Here is an 18,196-nt window from a genome sequence, read left to right as displayed (position 1 = left end):
CACACCGAGGTGGGCCTTCCCACAGTGGCAGCCCTCGCCCGTGCTCCCCGATACGGGCAGTATCCGTGTCGATCGACAACATACCGCACGCGTCCCGGATCGGCGAATTCTTCCCCCGAGCGCGTTCGAACGAGGTGATCGGTCCGCCGCGGCGGGGCGCGCGGCGTCGAGATATCCGGCAACATAGTCCGCCTATCGGCGGCGTCCGCTCACACCGGCAGCGGCGCGTCGCGGCGGGCGACCCCGCGGAACCGGGCGCCGTGGACGTCCTCGCGGGCGAGCGCGTCCGGGATCCGGCCGTGGAGCCAGCGGCCCGGCTCGGGGTCGCCGTCGAAGCCGGCGCGCCGGTGCTCCTCGGGGAGGTACCGCTCGTGGGTCGGGAGGCGCTCGTGCAGCGGGACGCCGCCGGCGTCGGCGACCGCGCGGAGCTCGTCGAGGGCGGGCCACGCGTAGTCGGGGTTGATGTAGTCGTCCGTCACCGGTGAGACGCCGCCGAGGTCGTCGACGCCGCAGTCGAGCAGGTCGCCGACGGGCGCGAGGTTCGGCGGCGACTGCACCGACACCTCCGCCGGCAGCGCCGCCCGCGCCATCGCCGTCACCCGCCGCATCGTCGCCGTCGAGGGGGCCTCGAAGTCGGAGCGCTCGTTGGGCGTCACCGGCTGGACGATCACCTCCTGGACGTGGCCGTAGCGCTCGTGGAGCGCGCGGATCGCGAGCAACGACTCCGCCCGGTCGCGCCAGCCCTCGCCGATGCCGACGAGGATGCCCGTGGTGAACGGGACGCGCGCCTCCCCCGCGGCGCGGATCGTGTGCAGGCGCTGGCCGGGCGTCTTCCGCCGCGACCCGGCGTGGGCGTCCACGTCGGCGGTCGTCTCCAGCATCACGCCCATCGAGGCGTTCACGTCGCGGAGGCGGCGGAACTCCGCCTCGGCCAGGTCGCCGGGGTTCGAGTGGGGGAGCAGGCCCTCCTCCAGGGCGATCTCGCAGGCGCGCTCGTGGTAGTCGACGATCGAGTCGTACCCCCACTCGGCCAGCTGGTCGTGGATCGCGGTGTAGCGGTCGTCCGGCTTGTCGCCGAAGGTGAACAGCGCCTCGGTGCAGCCGGCGTCGGCGCCGACGCGGCACCGCTCGCGCACCTCCTCGGGGGCCAGGAGGCTCGCCTCGCCGGGCACGTCGTAGTAGGTGCAGTACGTGCAGGTGTACCGGCACGCGGTGGTCAGCGGGACGAACACGTTCCGGGCGAACGTGAGCTCCGGCGCCGCCGACACGTCGGCGGGCGTCACCGACAGCAGGCGCTCGACCTCGCGGTCGGACACCTCGACGTCGATGTCGTACTCGTCGGCGCCGGGGAACACGCCGGGAACTCCCCCACGGAGGGGCAAAAACGAGTCGGTCCCGGCGACGACGGCTCGAACGACCCACGCGGTGGCGCGCGGCGGCGGGCCCGCGTTCACGCGAGCGTAGCGAGTGTGAACTCACGGGACCGAAGGTCCCGGGTAGTGCCCGCCGAACGCGCGCGAGGGACGAGTACCGCAGCGACCGGAGGGAGCGAGGAACGCAATCGACTGGGGAGGACGTGGCTGTCATGTGACGGAGTCCGTGCCCGATCAGTCCCCCGAACCCGCAGTCCGAGTCGACCCTGCCCACACGCCGGCGACAACTACCACGGATCGGTCCCGACCACACGCCGGCGACGATCACCAGGAACGGTCCGCGAGCGCGGCTTCCGCCACCGCAACCGATTCCCCCGTGGCGGGCCGCGGTAGACCCGATGACCGACATCGACACCACGGAGGTCGAGGGCCCCCACGGCGGACAGCCGGTGCGCCACGCCGGGGCCGACCTCGCCGACGCGAACGCGGCGGTCGTGATGGTCCACGGCCGCGGCGCCACCGCCCGCAGCATCCTCGGCATGGCCGGCGAGTTCGGCACCGACTCGGTCGCGTACCTCGCCCCCTCGGCCAGCCGCAACACCTGGTATCCTCACTCCTTCATGGAGGAGATGGACAAGAACCAACCGCACCTCGACTCCGCGCTGGCGCTCGTCGGCCACGTCGTCGACGCGGTCGCCGACGCCGTCGGCCACGAGCGCGTGCTCCTGCTCGGCTTCTCGCAGGGCGCGTGTCTCGCCTCCGAGTGGACCGCCCGCAACGCCCGGCGCTACGGCGGCCTCGTGGGCTTCTCCGGCGGGCTGATCGGCCCCGAGGGGACGCCCCGCGAGTACGACGGCGACCTCGACGGCACGCCCGTCTTCCTCGGCTGCTCGGACGTGGACCCGCACATCCCGCTGGAGCGCGTGAAGGAGACGACCGAGGTGCTCTCGGACCTGGGCGCCGAGGTCGACGAGCGCATCTACGAGGGGATGGGCCACGGCGTCAACGAGGACGAACTCGCCGCCGCGAAGGGGATGGTGACGAGCCTCGAACTGGCAGGGGAGTAGGCGGCGTCGGACTCCGGGTTCCGCGGCCCCGGACCGATCCGACCCGCTCCTAGTCCCGCATTCGATCGAACGAAACCCGCCCGTCTCCCGCTTCTAGCCGGAAGCCCGCATCGACCAGCCAGTCCCGCGCGGCGCCGTCGCCCGCGAGCAACACCTCCACGAGGTCCTCCCGCTCGTCGACGTCGGTCGCCAGCCGCCGCGAGTCCACCTCGCGGACGCTCGCGCCGATCCGTCGGGCGACCCGCAGGTGGTCGAGGTAGGAGGCGCCGTGGTAGTCGACGCGGAACGCGGGGTGGCGCACCAGCAGCGCGTTCGTGCCGCCGCCGCGACCCGGCGCGATGGCCACGTCGGCGGGGTCCCCGGCGTCGGTCCCGGCCTCGCCGTCGCCGCGCAGGCGGGCGAGCGCCCGCGGCGTCGCCAGCGCGAGGTCCGCCATCACGACCGCCAGCGGCGAACCCGGCCCGGGGCCGTGCGCGTCGAGCGCGGCGTTCACCGCCGGGGTGAGCGGCCGGTCGTCGACCGTCTCGGGCACGTCGCGGCCGGTCGCCTCGGTCGTGAGCAGCCGCGGCGCGAAGCCCGCCGCCCGCAGCGCCGCGAGCACGTCCGTCAGCATCGCCCCGGCGAACTCGCGGCGCTCCGCGGGGTCGAGCGTGTCCGAGAGCCGCGTCTTGGGACGGTCGGGCGAGAACGGAACGAGCGCGTCGACGCGATCGGGCACGGGAACGCGGGGGCCGGCGTCAGCCGAGCTTGTCGTAGCCGTCCCCGCGGTTCCGCAGGAACAGCACGACGCCGCCGGCGACGACGCCGAGCACGACGAGCCCCCCGACGCCGTACAGGATCAGCTGCGTGCGCTGCTGTGAGCTCTGCGCCCGGTTGGCCTCCTCCTCAGCGTTGTTCGCGAGGCGGATCGCGTTCTCGAAGTTACCGGCGTTGTACGCGCTCACGGCGCTCTGGAACGTCTCCGTGGCCTCGGAGGGGTTGCCCGCGGCGTCGATGGCGGCGCGCGCGGACTCCATCGCCTCGCGTGCCTCGCGGCTGTCGGCGGTGTAGTGGGTCGCCGACACGTTCGCCAGTTCGTTCGACGTACCGCCCTGGCGGGTCTGGCTGAGCGCCGTCAGCGTGAACGACTGCTGCGGGTCGTAGCTGTACGACTCGACGGCCGGCACCGTGCCGGTCACGCGGACGCGAACCTCGGCTGTGCCCTCCTCGATGTCGACGGTCGCGCCGGAGAAGGTCTGGCCGTCGTAGGACTCCTGGCGCACCTGGTTGCCCGCCTGGTTCAGGAACGTCACCGTCCAGGTGACGTTCCGCAGCTCCGTCGAGCCCGCCAGCTGCCACGTCTCGTAGGTGTCGTACAGCTGCGTCAGCGTCATCGTCGCGGTCACCTGCGAGCCGACCTCGCCGCTGTCGGGCACGTCGGTCTCCTGAACCGACACGGCCGCCGCCGGGGCGACCGCAGCGAACAGGACGACGAGGACTGCGAGGACCGCGGTGAGCCTAGAACAGCGACTCAAGTTCGTCCTCGTCATCGCTGATGAGGCTGTCGAGGTTGTCCTCGCTCTCCTGCCGGATGTCGTCGATGTTCTCCTGGGCCTCGATGGCGACCTGCTGGAGCTCCTTGATCCGCGGGACGTTCGTCACGCCCGACAGCAGGATGACGCTCGCGACGAAGCCGGAGCCGGTGACGGGGTAATCGCCCCCGCGGACCTCCATCGAGCCCGTCTGCTCCTCGAGCCACTTGCGGCCGCGCTCGATCCCCTTGCGGTTGAGGTGCTCGGGCGGGCCCGCCATCACGAGCAGGGCGCGCTCTGCGCCCTCGATCTCACACGGGAGCGTGAGGCGGCCGAGCGCCGCCTTCCGCACGAGCGAGGTGATCCGGTTAGTCGTGTGAGCCGTGTCGAGGTCGTCGTCGCCGTTGTCGCCGGTGAGTCGAGAGAGCAGGCCGCCCCCGCCGGCGGTCTCCTCGACCTCCTCGCTGGCGTAGCCGACCGTCGAGACCCCGCCGCCGGAGAGCGTGTTGATGATCTCGCTGGAGTCGACCACGGACTCGGCGACCTCCTGCCCCTGATCGATCTCCCCGGCGCCGAACAGGATGCCGAAGCGCTTGACGATCTCCTCGTTGATCTCGTCGTAGCCGCCGGAGACGGACTCGCCCGTCTTGCGCCAGGCGTCGTTGTCGAACACCAGGAGGTTGTCCACCTCGCGGACGAACGTCTGGAACGAGCGCGCGGCGTTGAGCGTGTAGATCCCCCCCTCGTCGGAGCCGGGCAGCACGCCCAGGCCGTAGACCGGTTCGGTGTAGATGCGCTTGAGATGCTTCGCGAGCACCGGCGCGCCGCCGGAGCCGGTGCCGCCGCCGAGGCCGGCGACGACGAGGAACGCGTCCACCTCGTGGACCGGGATCGAGTCGATGGCCCCCTGCACCTCGTCGATGTCCTCCTCGGCGACCTCCGCGCCGAGCTCGTTGTCCGCGCCGACGCCGTGGCCCTTCACCCGGGACTGCCCGATCAGGACCCGCTGGTCGTTCGGGATGTTCTCCAGGCCCATGAGGTCCGCCTTAGCCGTGTTGACCGCCACAGCCGCCCGTACGATGTCGCTCCCCGTGCGTCGATCGTACTCGACGAACTTGTCGACGATCTTCCCCCCAGCTTGACCGAATCCGATGAGTGCCAGTTTCATACGTCTCCCCTCCTCATTAGGCCAGAATCAGAGACAGAACAAGTATAAGCCTTGTGATGAGGCTATCAGTCGCGAGAGGCCGCCACCGGACCCGACCGCCGAAAACCGCACGCAGGCGCCGGGGCTATCGTGTGGTCCGGACCGGGCCGGGGCGACGGATGAGACGTGCGTATGACACATTTATACCTTCCGACCGGGCGGGGGCGACCGCGGCGACCGACCCCCCGATCGGGGCGGCTTCCCCCCGACCGGGACGGGCATCCGGTTCGGGCGCGGGTCGCCGTCGACCGGCAGCGCCGGCCCTCGTCCCCGACCGCCGGCGGCGACACCTACGCCGTCGCCGTCGCGTCGGCCCCGTCGCCGGCCGCCGTCAGCCCGAGGTACTCGTCGAACGTCTTCAGGTCCGCCTCCGCGACGCCGAAGGCGCCCACGTCGTTGTCGGAGACGACGTTGTCGAACTGGAGCGACCGGTACTGGTCACGGCCCATCGGGAAACCCACGGAGCCGAGGACGGTGAGGCCGACCTTCGCGAGCCCCATCGGCAGCGGGACGACGCTGATCGACCGCCCCTCGGACTCGAACACCTTCTCCGCGATGTCCCGCAGCGACAGCACGTCCGGGCCGCCGAGCTCGTACGTCTCCCCGCCGTGCTCCGCCTGAGCGACGGAGTCGGCCAGCATCGGGACGAGGTCGCCCACCCAGATCGGCTGGAAGCGGTTCCGCCCGCCGCCCGGGAGCGGGTAGACGGGGACGCCGGGCGCGAATATCTCCTTCAGGCGCTTCGTGAAGTGGACGAACTCGCCACCGTCGCCGAAGACGACCGACGGACGGACGATCACGTGTTCGAGGTCGGAGTCGCGGACGGCCCCCTCGGCGCGGCCCTTCGCCCGGATGTAGTGGGTGGCCCCGTCCGGGTCGGCGCCGAGCGCGGACATCTGGACGAACCGGTCGACGCCGGCCTCCTCCGCGACGGCGACGAGGTGCTCGGTCCCCTGCCGGTGGATCCGGTCGTGCATCTCGTCGCCGCCGTCCGGCTTGAACAGCGGCGACAGCGCGACGAGGTTCACCACCGCGTCCGCGTCCGCGACGGGGCCCTCGAGCGAGTCGCGGTCGGTCACGTCGCCCGCCTTCGTGACGACGCCGTCGGGGAGGCCGGCGCCGGACGGGTCGCGCGAGAGCGCCACCACGTCGTGGCCGCGCTGGTCGAGTTCCGTGCAGAGGTGCGTCCCGATGAAGCCGGTGCCGCCGGCGACGACTACGCGCATGACCCGTCCCAGGGGCGGGCGGAACCTAAAGGTGCGGTCGACGCGACGGCGACGAGTCCCCGACGGGACCGCGGCGCGTGGACACCGCTGCGCCCCGACCCGCCCCGACCCGCCCCGACCCGGGCGTCGCGACCGCGCCGACCGCCGCCACCACGGGAACTCGGACGAACGGCGGGGGAGGGCGGGGACCGGGGAAGGCGCCCTGAACCGGCCGGAAACGACGGTCGCTCGGCGGCCGGAACCGCGCTCCGAAACGGTTTTCCACCGCCCTGCCGCACGGTCAGTATGCCGACCGAACAGACGGGGTACGACCCATCGCTGGGTCGCAAGTTCATTTTCGTCACGGGCGGGGTGATGTCCGGCCTGGGGAAGGGGATCACCGCGGCGTCGACCGGGCGCCTGCTCGCCAACGCCGGCTTCGACGTGACCGCGGTCAAGATCGACCCGTACCTCAACGTCGACGCGGGGACGATGAACCCCTACCAGCACGGCGAGGTGTACGTTCTCAAGGACGGGGGCGAGGTCGACCTGGACCTGGGGAACTACGAGCGCTTCCTCGGGGTCGACATGACCTCCGACCACAACGTCACGACCGGGAAGGTGTACCAGCACGTCATCGAGAAGGAGCGCGCCGGGGACTACCTGGGGAAGACGGTGCAGGTCATCCCGCACGTCACCGACGATATCAAGCGGCGCATCCGCGAGGCCGCCGAGGGGACCGACGTCTGTCTCGTCGAGATCGGCGGCACCGTCGGCGACATCGAGGGGATGCCGTACCTCGAGGCGCTCCGGCAGTTCGCCCACGAGGAGGACGACGAGGACATCCTCTTCACCCACGTCACGCTCGTCCCGTACTCGAAGAACGGCGAGCAGAAGACCAAGCCCACCCAGCACTCGGTGAAGGAACTGCGCTCCATCGGGCTCCAGCCGGACATCCTCGTGGGCCGCTGTGACGACGAGCTCGACCCCTCAACGAAGGAGAAGATCGCGCTGTTCTGCGACGTGCCCACCGAGGCCGTCTTCTCGAACCCCGACGTGGACGACGTGTACCACGTCCCGCTCACGGTCGAGGAGGAGGGCCTCGACGAGTACGTGATGGAGCGCCTCGACCTGACCGACGAGGCGCTGCCGCGCGCCGAGCGCGAGAACACCTGGCGCGACCTGGTCACCCGCGAGCGCACCGGCGAGGTCGACGTCGCGCTCGTCGGCAAGTACGACCTGGAGGACGCGTACATGAGCGTCCACGAGGCGCTGAAACACGCCGGGCTGGAGCACGGCGTCGACGTGAACGTCGTCTGGGTCGCCGCCGACGAGGCCGACGGCGCCCACCGCGACCGCCTGGAGTCCGCCGACGGCGTCGTCGTCCCCGGCGGCTTCGGCTCCCGCGGCACCGAGGGGAAGGTCGAGGCGGTGCGGTACGCCCGCGAGCACGACGTCCCCTTCCTCGGGCTGTGTCTGGGCTTCCAGATGGCCGTCGTCGAGCACGCGCGCAACGTCCTCGGCTGGGACGACGCGGATTCCGCGGAGTTCGAGCCGGAGACGCCGTACCCCGTCATCGACCTCCTGCCCGACCAGCACGACGAGGAGGACATGGGCGGCACGATGCGCCTGGGCGCCCACGAGACGAGCATCGAGCCGGGGACGCTCGCCGAGCGGGTCTACGGCGACACCTCCTGCACCGAGCGGCACCGCCACCGCTACGAGGTGAACCCCGACTACATCGAGGACCTGCAGACCGAGGGGCTCGTGTTCTCGGGGCACGCGGGACCGCGCATGGAGATCCTCGAGCGCGACGACCACCCGTACTTCGTCGGCACGCAGTTCCACCCCGAGTTCCGCTCGCGCCCCGACCGCGCCTCCCCGCCGTTCGTCGGCCTGCTGGAGGCGGTGCTGGCGGAGGCGGACCCGCGCGGGGCGACCGGCGACGGGGACGAAGGCGAAAGCGAGGACGAGCCGGACGACCGCGACGCCGTCGCCGACGGGGAGGTGACCGCCTGATGGTGGACGTCGAGTCGTTCATCGAGGAGGCGACCGCCGAGATCCGCGAGGAGGTGGGCGGCGCGAACGCGATCATCGCCCTCTCGGGCGGCGTCGACTCCTCGGTGGCGGCGGCGCTGGCGTACCGCGCCATCGGCGAGCAGCTCACCCCGGTGTACGTCGACACGGGGCTGATGCGCAAGGGGGAGACCGACCAGATCCGCGAGACGTTCGCGTTCATGGAGTCGCTGGAGGTCGTGGAGGCGCAGGACCGCTTCCTCGACGCCCTCGCCGGCGTCACCGATCCCGAGGAGAAGCGCCACGTCATCGGCGAGCAGTTCATCAGGGAGTTCGAGCGCGAGGCGCGGGAGACGGACGCCGAGTACCTCGTGCAGGGGACCATCTACCCCGACCGCATCGAGAGCGAGGGGAACATCAAGTCCCACCACAACGTCGGGGGCCTCCCCGACGTGGTGGACTTCGAGGGCATCGTCGAGCCGGTGCGCGACCTCTACAAGGACGAGGTTCGGGAGGTCGCCCGCGCGCTCGACCTGGAGGCCGTGATCTCCGAGCGCATGCCGTTCCCCGGTCCCGGCCTCGCCGTGCGCATCATCGGCGAGGTGACCGAGGAGAAACTGGAGGTCGCGCGCGACGCCACCCACGTCGTCGAGGAGGAGGTCGAGGAGCACGACCCCTGGCAGGCGTTCGCGGCCGTCATCGGGAAGGCGACCGGCGTGAAGGGCGACAACCGCGTCCACGGCTGGGTCGTCTCCGTCCGGTCGGTGGAGAGCCGCGACGGCATGACCGCCCGGGCGCAGAACCTCCCGTGGGAGACGCTCCAGCGGATCCAGTCGCGAATCACCGGCGAGAACGACGACGTCGCCCGGGTGGTGTACGACGTGACGCACAAGCCGCCCGCGACGATCGAATACGAATAATCGAGTCGCCGTTTCGAGTCAGTTCGTCGGTTCCGACGGGTCGCTGTCGTCGGCCGGTCGCTGTCCTCGAAAGCCATGGCACGGTTCGTGCACACCGTGCGGATGGCCGCGACGCTCAGCCCGTCCGTTCTCCGGGTGGGAATGGAAGTGACCGCGGTTCTCGGCGAAGCACGACCCCGCAAGCACCGCAGGCCGAAGGCCGAGGAGCGCAGCGCGGGGCGCGCAAGTCGAGAACCGCGGGGGCTTCCGGGCCGGTATTCGTGTCGTCGGTACCGATTTCATCGCGGATCCGAACGACAACCCGACGACGGATCCCCGAGACACGAAGCTTATCCCGTTCACCCGACTCACACCGACAATGACCGACATCTCCGCCGTCGTCGCCGGCCCCGACCGCGAGGACCTCGGCGACGAGCTCGAGTCGCTCGGCGTCTCCGTCTCCCGCATCGACGGCGTCGTCACCGCCGGCACGCTGGCCGACGCCGGCATCGACGAGGCCGCGCTGTTCGTGCTCACCGACCCGGAGGAGGCGACCGGCATCGTCGTCGCGAAGGAGCGCAACCCCGACGTGCGCGCGGTCGTCTACGCCGCGGAGACGCTCCCGGAGTTCGCGCGCGGCCAGACCGACCTGGCGGTCGACCCGGAACTGCTGTCGGCCGAGGTCGTCGCCGACGAGCTCGTCGCCGCCGCGTGAGCCGGCCGACCCCGGCGGGGAGCCGGTCCCGCCCGCGCGGCCCTCCCGAGCCGCCGCGGCGCGTCACGCTCGCTCGGCTTAATCGGGGTTAATTCGGTTTTACAGCGCTTCAAACTCCGGAATTCGCGTTCGCCGTGAAGCCCCTTCTTTATGTACGGGGTCCAGGGGTGAGGCGTGATGGACGCCACGAAACTGCTCGCGGTCGCCCTCGCCTCGCTCCTCGTGAGCGCCGGCGCGGGCGCAGCCGCGACGAGTACCGGAACAGCGACCGCGACGACCGCCGCGACGGACGCCTCCGTCGAGGACTACGAGGTCGCCGCCGCCTACGACAACGGGACGGTGACGCTCGCCGTGACCGCGAACGGCAGCGGCGTCGACGGCCTGTCCGTCGTCCGCGACGGCGAGCCCGTCGGCACCACCGACGCCGACGGCTCGGTGGCGTTCGACGTGAACGCCTCCGCGACCGAGGAGGTCGAACTCGACCTGACCGGCGAGAACGTCACCGGCGAGGTCGAGCTCGCGCTCGAGAACGGCTCGGTGACCGTCGAGGAGGCCGAGTTCGAGTCCGAGGTCGACGAGGAGGACGAGAACGAGACCGAGGAGAACGAGAGCGACCGGCGCGGCCCGCCTGTCGCGCTGCCCGAGGAGGCCTCCGACAACGCGAAGGCGGTCATCGACGCCATCAACGCCTTCCTCGCGGGTGACTCCGACGCCGAGACGCTCGGCGAGGCCGTCAGCTCGGTCGCCGGCGACGGAGCGGAGAACGAGTCCGACGACCGCGGCCCGCCCGAGGACGTCGGCCCCGACAGCGACGAGGAGAACGAGACCGACGACGACGAGCGCGGCCCCCCGGAGGACGTCGGCCCTGACGGCGACGACGAGGAGGAGAACGAGACCGACGACCGCGGCCCGCCCGAGGACGTCGGCCCCGACAGCGACGACGACGAGGAGAACGAGTCCGACGACGACGACGAGGACGATGACGACGATGACGGCGACGACGAGGCCCGCGGCAACGACAACGGGAACGGCAACGCCGGCGACCGGTAAGCGATAGCTCGCCGGTCGCGCCGACGCGGCACCCGAACCGACGCGGACACGGTCCGCCACACACGCGGCGACCGGGCGGGCCGGCCGGTTCCCTCGGGGACCGGCCGCCGCCCGACTCCCCCGGCGACCGGCGCCGGACGCCGCGACTGACACGCGCGACTGGGGGTCTCCGTGCCCCCGGACACGCGGACGAGAGGCACGCGACTGCGGACGGCCGTCACGCGCTCCGGCCTCGGCCGGGGCGTGCGACGGACGACAGCCCTCCACCGGTTCTCACGGGGCGGCGAACCGGACCGGCCGCGCGGCCGGCCCGCGGGGGAGTCCACCGATCCGTCCTCCACATCGCTTTTGCCACACGGCGCGCAGTAGCGTCCATGGCACTCGACCTGTACGCCGACGCGCTCGCCGGGCTGGATCCCGCCGAGGGCGAGGTGGAGACGGCGGAGCTCGTGGTCGCGGACGACGTGCTCGTGAAGCTGTTCGCGCTCGGCCCCGGCGCCGAACTCGACCCGCACGAACACGCCGACAGCACGAACGTCTTCCACGTCCTCGACGGCGAGGTGACGGTCGTGCGCGACGGCGAGTCCGAGGCGGTCGCCGCGCCGGGCGTGGTCCTCCACGAGCGCGGCGACGTGCACGGCGCGAGGAACGAGACGGACGGGGTCGCCGCGTTCACCGCGAGCCTCTGTCCGCTGCCGGGAGGCGGCTGAGGCGGCCGCGTCGGACGGACGCCTCGCTACCTACGCCGGCGGAGAGAACGGAGAAGCCGGAGGCGACGTTACTCGTCCAGCAGGACGGCGTTGACCTGGCCGGTCTGTCCGGGCCGGGAGGTGACGCGGGCCTCGCCCTCGCTGGTGGCGATGACGGCGCCCTTCGTGATGATGTTCCGGCGGACGTAGTTCACGTTCGAGGGGTTCTCGGTCACGTCCTCGATCTCGGCCTCGACGGTCTCCTCGCCCGTGGCCACCTGCGCGACGTTCGTCGAGAGCGCGCGGACCTTCTCGTTGGTGCCGCGCGAGTCGATGACGCGGAAGCGCGGCTCGCCCACGGTCGTCTCGGCGGGTTCGCGGCCGAGCTCGTGCCGCTTCTTGTTGCTGGAGGGGCGTCGGAGGCCGCCGGTCCGCTTTCGCTTCCTGCGTCCGCTCTGGTCCTTCATGCGAGGGAAAACCCCGTGCGGCTACTTGAATCGCTCGAATCGAACCTCACGCCCCCTCGCGGCCGTCCGCGCGGGCGTCGGCGTTCGGGCGGGGACGGCCGCCGGCCGGCGAGGCCGTGAGGAACTCAGGGCTCGTCGGCGTCCTCGACGCCGGCGTCGGTGATGCGGAAGCGGGCGGACCCGCCCGCGGCCTGCGAGCGGTGCTTCTCCAGCGTCGCCCGGCGGTTCCCGCCGCGGAAGCGCTCCAGCCGCAGGACGACGCCCGTCCAGTGTTCCAGGGTGTTGCCGCCGAGCGGGCGGTCGCGGTCGGCGTCGGGGTCGGTGAACACCTGGTTCGTGATCAGGGCCGCGAGGTCGTGTTTCCGCGCCAGCGACAGCAGGTGCGTGACGTGGCGGGCCACCTCGCGGACGGACTCGCCGCCGCGGGAGTCCTCGGTGCGCTCCAGGCGGTAGAACCCGGTCGCGGAGTCGAGGACGATCAGGTCGACGCCGTCGGCGAGCTCGGCGGCGTCCTTCACGGCCTCGCCCTGCTCCTCGAAGCTCATCGCCTCGCTGACGACGAGCCGGCCGGCGACCGCCTCCACGGGCTCGTCGGACCGGGCCTCCGCGATGTCGCGAAAGCGCGTCATCGAGAGGTCCTCGGTGTCGATGTAGAGGACGGAGCCCCCGTCGGCGGCGACCTCGACGGCGGCCGTCAGCGCGAGGTTCGTCTTCCCCGACGCCGGCGGGCCGTACAGCTGGGTGACGACGCCCCGCTCGATGCCGCCGCCCAGGAGGTCGTCGACGGCGTCACTGCCGGTCGTGAGGAACTCGGACACGGACGGTGCTGGGTCGTCACCACGCAAAAACCTCCCGAGTGTCCGCCGCCGGGGTCGCCGGCGTCGCCGGCGCGATATCGACGCGTCGCCGGCGCGTCGTCGGTGGGGAGTCGCCGCGACGTGGCGTGTCAGTCGCGTCGATCCGGGCCGAACTCGAAGCCGTCGCCGTCGGTCATGGCGACGCCGTCGGCCGTCGGGGTCGACGCGCCGGCGTCGGAGTCCACGTCCGTGTCGGCTCCGGCCTCGGCGGCGGCTCCCGCGTCACCCTCGACGTCGTCGACCTCGAAGCGCTCCACGAGCGCGCGGAGCTCCTCGACGCGCTCGGAGAGCGTCTCCGCGGAGTCGCTCACCTCGGCGACGGCGGCGGACTGCTCCTCGGCGGCGGCGGCCGCGTCGTCGACCTCCTCGCTGGTCTCGGCGCCGATCTCGGCGACCTCCTCGGCCATGGCGACCACCTCCTCGGTGGTCGCGGCCTGGTCGTCGGTGGCGGTGTCGATGTTGCCGACGCCGTCGCTGGCGTCCTCGATGCGGTCGCGGACCGTCTCGACGGCGTCGAGGGCGTCCTCGACGACGGCGGCGCCGTCCTCGACGGCCGCCTCCGTGGCGTCCATGTCCGCGGCCGCCGCCCGCGAGGCCTCCCGCAGGTCGTCGATGCGGCCGGCGATCTCGTCGGTCGCCTCCGCGGTCTCCTCGGCGAGCGTCTTCACCTCGCCCGCGACGACCGCGAAGCCGTCGCCCTCCTCCCCGGCGCGCGCGGCCTCGATCGAGGCGTTGAGCGCGAGCAGGTTCGTCTGCTCGGCGATCCCGTCGATGAGGTCCACCACCTCGGTGATCTCCTCCATCTCGTCGGCGACCTGCTCGACCTCGGCCGCCGTCCGCTCGGTGCGGTCGGCCACCGTCGCGAACGCCTCCAGGGCGTCCTCGGCCGCGTCCCCGGCGTCCTCGGCCCGCTCGGCCGCCCGGTCGGACTCCTCGGAGACGTCGGCGGCGGTCGCGGCGATCTCCTCGACGGTCGCCGAGAGGCCGCTCATCTCGCCGGTCACCTCCTCCAGTCGGTCGGCCTGCTCGTCGCTGGCGGCGGCCACGTCCGTCATCGCGCCGCTCACGGATGCGGTCGCGTCCTCGATCTGGTCGGCGCCGGCGGCGACCGCCGCCGAGCGCTCGTCGGCCTCGTCGGCGAACGCGCGGACGGTACCGACGGTCTCCTCCAGGTCGTCGACCATCCGGTTGAACGCGCGGGCGATGTCGGCCAGCGCCTCGTTGTCGGCGTCCTCGTCGAGCCTGACGGTGAGGTCGCCGTCGGCACAGCGGGCCATCGCGTCGCCGTACTCGCCGGCGCGGCGCTCCAGCGTCCCCGCGAGCGCCTCCGCCTCGGCCTTCGCCTCGCTCGCGCGCTCGCGCTCGGTTCGCGCCTGCTCGATCCGCTCGTCGAGGTCGTCGCGCATGTCGCCGAAGGCCCCGTAGAGGGTGCCGATCTCGTCGATCCGGCTCGTCGAGACTGACACGTCGAGGTCGCCCGAGCCGAGCGCCCGCGCCCGGTCGCTGAGGTCGTCGAGCGCGTCGCCGGTCGGCTTGGCGATGAGGACGCCGGCGAGGAGGAACCCGCCGAGCGCGGTGGCGATGAGCAGGAGGATGTTGGTCCGGACGGCGCCCGCGAGCGCGTACGCGCCGTCGGCGGGCACGTGGACGGCCATCACCCACTCGGTGCCCGGGACGCGGGCGTAGGAGACGACGAGGTCGCGGTCGAGCGCGTCCTCCACGGCCGCGTCCTCGGTGACGACCTCGTTGCCGTCGAGCGCGCGCCGGAACGACTCGCCGGTCGCGCCGAGGTACGACTGGCCGATCGCCTCCGTGTCGCCGGACATCGCCACCACCCCGTTGCTGTCGACGACACGGACGAAGCCGCCCTCGACGGGGGTCTGGAACCCCTCGGCGATGTGGCTGACGTCCGCGACGAGCACCACCGCCCGCGTCGGGGCGGAGGGGACGGGGCTGACGAAGCCGAGCATCGGCCCCTCGTTGGTCCGGTACACCGACGAGGTGGCCGTCCGGTCGGCGGAGGCGGGCGCCAGCGCCGGCGCCCACGCGAGCGCCGCGCTCGCGACCGACTCGCCCTCCGCCTCGGGGTCGCTGGAGGCGAGCACCGTCCCGTTCTCCGTGTCGACGTAGTGGAGCGCGTGGACGTCGCCCGGGAGCGCGCGGAGCTCCGAGACGAACACCGGCCTGAGCTTCGCCGTGTTCCCCTCGCGGACGTCCTGGTACTCGGAGATCATCCGGACGGCCGTCCGGCGCTCGCCGAGCCATTCGGAGAGTTCGCCCGCCTCCGAGGCCGTCACGGTCTCCAGTTCGGTCCGGACGTCCTCCCGGAGGTCCGCCGTCGTCTCGGTCACGGCGTACGCCCCGACCGCGCCGGTGGCGAGCACCAACACGAGCAGGACCGTCGCGAACTTCCGCACGATGCCGCGTCTGATGACGTCTGGGACGAGCCTCGCCCCCAGGCTCGGCCCGGGCTGTTCCGCCATGTCGTCGCGACTTTCCCGATGTGACGCTTAACGGTACCCGTGCGATTATCGCGGACGAGAAGTTCCGGATAAGCGCCGAGTCGCCGTCAGAACTTGCGGGCGGGACCCCGCGAGGCCGGCTCCCGAGGGGCCTGCGTCGAGCGACACGGTGAAACCGCCGAGCGCCCTACGCGGGGGCAGTGATCGTCGTCGTCACGGAGGACTTCGCCCTGTACCACGCGGCGGTCGCCGAGCTCCGCGACCGGGGAGCGACGTTCACCACGCGCGAGCCGGGCGCCGACCTCCCCGAGCGCGCCGAGGTCGTCGTCTCCGCCCCCGAGGACGGCGTCTCCTACCGCGAGGCGCCGGTCGAGCACGTCACCACCACCGCCGAGGACGTGCGCGCCGGCGTCGAGGAGGCGCTCGGGGGTCTCCGCGGCGGCGACGACCGGCTCGTCGTCGGCGTCGACCCCGGAGAGCGGCCCGGCATCGCCGTCCTCTCGGGCGATACCGTGGTCGCGGCGTTCCACGTCCCGCTGTCGGAGGCCGTCGAGACGGTGCTCGCGGAGGTGGAGGACGAACCCGACGCGCTCGTCCGCGTCGGCGACGGGGACCGCCTCCGGAGCGCGCGGATCGTCAACGGGCTGGAGGACGTCGCCGTCGAACTCGTCGACGAGTCCGGCACCACCCCGACGCTCGGCCGCGGCGTCGCCGGGAAGGGGGTCGCCGACGTGCTCGCGGCCGTCAACATCGCCCGACAGGAGGGCGAGCCGGTGGAGACGCGGGAGGTAGAGCCGACGGCGGGCGAGATCCAGCGGATAAAGAACGAGTCGCGCGACCGGTCGGACGGCGACCTCACCATCGACGACGAGGCGGCCCGCCGGGTCGCGCTCGGCGAGGTCACGCTCGCGGAGGCCGTCGACGACCACCGGGAGTCGTAGCCGGGCGGGCCCGCCGGGCCGGCGGCCGCGGTCCCGGACCCCGAGGGCGGGTCACCGGTCCCCGACGAACACCGTCTTCACCCGCGCGCCGCAGGTCGGACAGCACAGCGTCTGCCACGTGTCGGCGTCGAGGTCGCCCATCGTCTCCGTCCGGGTCGCCTCCCCGGCGGCGAACTCGGCGCCGCAGTTGTCGCAGGCGTAGCGGTCCGCCCCGGCCTCGTCGCCGTTCCCGCCGTCGGTCGCGTCGGCGTCGCCGTCGCCATCGCGTCCGCCGCGGCGGTCCCCGTTCCCCGTCATTCCCCCGCGTCGTCTGCCGCCTCCAGTCGCCCGCGCACGACCGCCTCCGCCCGGCGGAGCACCTCCCGGACCGGCAGGTCCGCCTCCCGGGCGGCCGCCGCCGCGTCGTCGTACTCGGCGCTCACGTCGTACACCGCGCCGTCGGCGTCGCTGGCGACCTTCACGGGCACCTCGTAGGTCCCGCCAGCGAGGTCGAGGTCGGCGGTCTCGAAGCGGCGCTCGGCGATCCAGCGGTGGGCCGCCCCCGCCTCGCGGACCCCCAGCGTGCCGGTCTCCTCGGCGAGCCTGCGGGCGACGCGGTCGGCGTCCTCGGGCTTGCAGATCACCTTCACGAGGTGCCCGGGCCGCGACTTCTTCATCGTCGTCGGGAGGACCGACACGTCGCGGGCGCCGGCGTCGGCGAGCGTCTCCTGCAGGCCGCCGAGCACCTCCGGGGCGGCGTCGTCGAGGTTCGTCTCCAGGACGGCCACCTCGTCGCGGGCGAGCCCCGACCGCTCGGCGTCGCCGACGACCGCGCGGAGGACGTTCGGCCGGTCCGGGAACGTCCACCCGCCGGCGCCGTAGCCCGAGTTCTCGACCCGGAGCGAGGGGAGTCGCTCGACGCCGTCGGCGACGTGCGCGAGGATCGCCGCGCCCGTCGGCGTGAGCAGTTCGGCGTCGACCGGGCCGCCACGAAGCGACCAGTCGGCGCGCTCGGCCACCTCCATCACCGCCGGCGTCGGGACCGGGTAGACGCCGTGGCTGAACTCCACCTCGCCCCCGCCCGTCGCCAGCGGCGTCGTCACCACGCGGTCGGGGTCGAGGTCGTCGACCAGCAGGCACGCGCCCACCACGTCGGCGATCGCGTCGTCGGCGCCGACCTCGTGGAAGTGAGTCGACTCCAGGTCGGTGCCGTGGACCGACGACTCCGCCTCCCCGAGGATCTCGAAGACGGCGAGCGCGTCCGCGCGGACGGGTTCGGGGAGGGCCATCCCCTCGACCAGGTCGACCACCTCGGCGTAGGTGCGCTGCGGGCCGTGGCCCTCGGCGCCGTGGCCGTGGTGGTCGTGCTCGTGTGCGTGGCCGTGCTCATTGTCGTGCTCGATGTCGTGGTGGTCGTGCTCGTGAGGATGCTCGTGGGAGTGGTCGTGCCCCTCGTCGCGGTCGCGGTCCGCTCCGTCCCCGTCGCCGGCGTCCTCGGCGTCGCGGTGGCGGACGTGCGCCCGCGTCGCGGCGATGCCGTTTCGCTCGGCGGCCTCGAACTCGTAGCGGACGGGCAGCGCGTCCTCGACGGGCGACAGGACCCCGGGGTCGGCCCCGGCCGCGACGAGCGCGCCGAGGAGCATGTCGCCGGCGGCGCCCATCCGGCCGTCGAAGGCGATGGTTCGCATGGGCGAGGGATCGCGGCGCGGGGTGAAGTCCCTACCGCCACGCGCCGCGGTCGGCGGTCGGCGTGGGAGC

At 72.6% G+C, this 18,196-nt stretch carries 17 protein-coding genes; 7 read left to right on the top strand and 10 right to left on the bottom strand.

Annotated features, from left to right (window positions below):
- Window positions 1-209: 209 nt before the first annotated feature.
- On the bottom strand, window positions 210-1,355 hold the full coding sequence (cofG, locus tag ACQUQ1_RS02325) for a 7,8-didemethyl-8-hydroxy-5-deazariboflavin synthase subunit CofG (RefSeq protein ID WP_435062640.1): 1,146 nt from the start codon (window positions 1,353-1,355) through the stop codon (window positions 210-212).
- A gap of 416 nt (window positions 1,356-1,771) precedes the next feature.
- Between cofG and ACQUQ1_RS02320 the strand changes: the two genes are divergently transcribed.
- A complete protein-coding gene (locus ACQUQ1_RS02320) occupies window positions 1,772-2,440 on the top strand; it encodes an alpha/beta hydrolase (RefSeq protein WP_435062639.1) in 669 nt (222 codons plus the stop codon).
- Between the two features lie 49 nt (window positions 2,441-2,489).
- Here the strand turns inward: ACQUQ1_RS02320 and cofC are convergent, their stop codons facing one another.
- The 4 genes from cofC to ACQUQ1_RS02300 all read right to left on the bottom strand — a co-directional run bounded on the left by cofC (window position 2,490) and on the right by ACQUQ1_RS02300 (window position 6,384).
- Entirely contained in the window at window positions 2,490-3,158 is a 669-nt protein-coding gene (cofC, locus tag ACQUQ1_RS02315; RefSeq protein WP_435062638.1) for a 2-phospho-L-lactate guanylyltransferase, read from the bottom strand.
- A gap of 19 nt (window positions 3,159-3,177) precedes the next feature.
- Window positions 3,178-3,969, bottom strand: coding sequence for a hypothetical protein (locus ACQUQ1_RS02310; RefSeq protein WP_435062637.1), 792 nt, complete (start codon window positions 3,967-3,969; stop codon window positions 3,178-3,180).
- The gene (locus tag ACQUQ1_RS02305) at window positions 3,938-5,119 is read right to left on the bottom strand and encodes a tubulin/FtsZ family protein (RefSeq protein ID WP_435062636.1); all 1,182 of its coding nucleotides are present in this window, start codon (window positions 5,117-5,119) and stop codon (window positions 3,938-3,940) included. The genes ACQUQ1_RS02310 and ACQUQ1_RS02305 overlap by 32 nt, the downstream gene beginning before the upstream one ends.
- A gap of 329 nt (window positions 5,120-5,448) precedes the next feature.
- On the bottom strand, window positions 5,449-6,384 hold the full coding sequence (locus ACQUQ1_RS02300; protein ID WP_435062635.1) for a complex I NDUFA9 subunit family protein: 936 nt from the start codon (window positions 6,382-6,384) through the stop codon (window positions 5,449-5,451).
- 285 nt (window positions 6,385-6,669) lie between these two features.
- On the opposite strand from ACQUQ1_RS02300, the gene ACQUQ1_RS02295 reads away from it, so the two are divergent.
- From ACQUQ1_RS02295 to ACQUQ1_RS02275, 5 genes are all read left to right on the top strand, one after another.
- Window positions 6,670-8,382, top strand: a complete 1,713-nt coding sequence (locus ACQUQ1_RS02295; RefSeq protein ID WP_435062634.1) for a CTP synthase — start codon at window positions 6,670-6,672, stop codon at window positions 8,380-8,382.
- A complete protein-coding gene (gene guaA / locus ACQUQ1_RS02290; RefSeq protein WP_435062633.1) occupies window positions 8,382-9,299 on the top strand; it encodes a glutamine-hydrolyzing GMP synthase in 918 nt (305 codons plus the stop codon). The genes ACQUQ1_RS02295 and guaA overlap by 1 nt, the downstream gene beginning before the upstream one ends.
- A 358-nt stretch (window positions 9,300-9,657) precedes the next feature.
- Complete coding sequence (locus tag ACQUQ1_RS02285) at window positions 9,658-9,993, top strand: DUF7126 family protein (protein ID WP_435062632.1); 336 nt, start codon at window positions 9,658-9,660, stop codon at window positions 9,991-9,993.
- A 177-nt stretch (window positions 9,994-10,170) separates the two neighbouring features.
- Window positions 10,171-11,043, top strand: coding sequence for a hypothetical protein (locus tag ACQUQ1_RS02280; protein WP_435062631.1), 873 nt, complete (start codon window positions 10,171-10,173; stop codon window positions 11,041-11,043).
- A gap of 374 nt (window positions 11,044-11,417) precedes the next feature.
- The gene (locus ACQUQ1_RS02275; protein ID WP_435062630.1) at window positions 11,418-11,753 is read left to right on the top strand and encodes a cupin domain-containing protein; all 336 of its coding nucleotides are present in this window, start codon (window positions 11,418-11,420) and stop codon (window positions 11,751-11,753) included.
- Window positions 11,754-11,821: 68 nt separating this feature from the next.
- On the opposite strand, the gene ACQUQ1_RS02270 is transcribed toward ACQUQ1_RS02275, so the two are convergent.
- The 3 genes from ACQUQ1_RS02270 to ACQUQ1_RS02260 form a co-directional block, all read right to left on the bottom strand.
- Window positions 11,822-12,199, bottom strand: a complete 378-nt coding sequence (locus ACQUQ1_RS02270; protein WP_435062629.1) for a 30S ribosomal protein S8e — start codon at window positions 12,197-12,199, stop codon at window positions 11,822-11,824.
- A gap of 125 nt (window positions 12,200-12,324) precedes the next feature.
- Complete coding sequence (radB, locus tag ACQUQ1_RS02265; protein WP_435062628.1) at window positions 12,325-13,017, bottom strand: DNA repair and recombination protein RadB; 693 nt, start codon at window positions 13,015-13,017, stop codon at window positions 12,325-12,327.
- Between the two features lie 128 nt (window positions 13,018-13,145).
- Window positions 13,146-15,539, bottom strand: coding sequence for a methyl-accepting chemotaxis protein (locus ACQUQ1_RS02260; RefSeq protein WP_435062627.1), 2,394 nt, complete (start codon window positions 15,537-15,539; stop codon window positions 13,146-13,148).
- Between the two features lie 179 nt (window positions 15,540-15,718).
- Here ACQUQ1_RS02260 and ACQUQ1_RS02255 point away from each other — a divergent pair, with 179 nt between their 5' ends.
- Window positions 15,719-16,459, top strand: coding sequence for a hypothetical protein (locus ACQUQ1_RS02255; protein WP_435062626.1), 741 nt, complete (start codon window positions 15,719-15,721; stop codon window positions 16,457-16,459).
- Between the two features lie 51 nt (window positions 16,460-16,510).
- Here the strand turns inward: ACQUQ1_RS02255 and ACQUQ1_RS02250 are convergent, their stop codons facing one another.
- Window positions 16,511-16,756 (bottom strand): hypothetical protein, encoded by a 246-nt coding sequence (locus ACQUQ1_RS02250; RefSeq protein WP_435062625.1) that lies wholly within the window; start codon window positions 16,754-16,756, stop codon window positions 16,511-16,513.
- Window positions 16,753-18,126, bottom strand: a complete 1,374-nt coding sequence (larC, locus tag ACQUQ1_RS02245) for a nickel pincer cofactor biosynthesis protein LarC (RefSeq protein WP_435062624.1) — start codon at window positions 18,124-18,126, stop codon at window positions 16,753-16,755. The genes ACQUQ1_RS02250 and larC overlap by 4 nt, the downstream gene beginning before the upstream one ends.
- Between the last annotated feature and the right edge of the window lie 70 nt (window positions 18,127-18,196).

It is taken from the genome of Halobaculum sp. EA56 (genome assembly GCF_051195075.1).
In the GTDB taxonomy this organism is placed as follows: domain Archaea; phylum Halobacteriota; class Halobacteria; order Halobacteriales; family Haloferacaceae; genus Halobaculum.
This window is presented reverse-complemented; position numbering and strand designations above follow the sequence as displayed.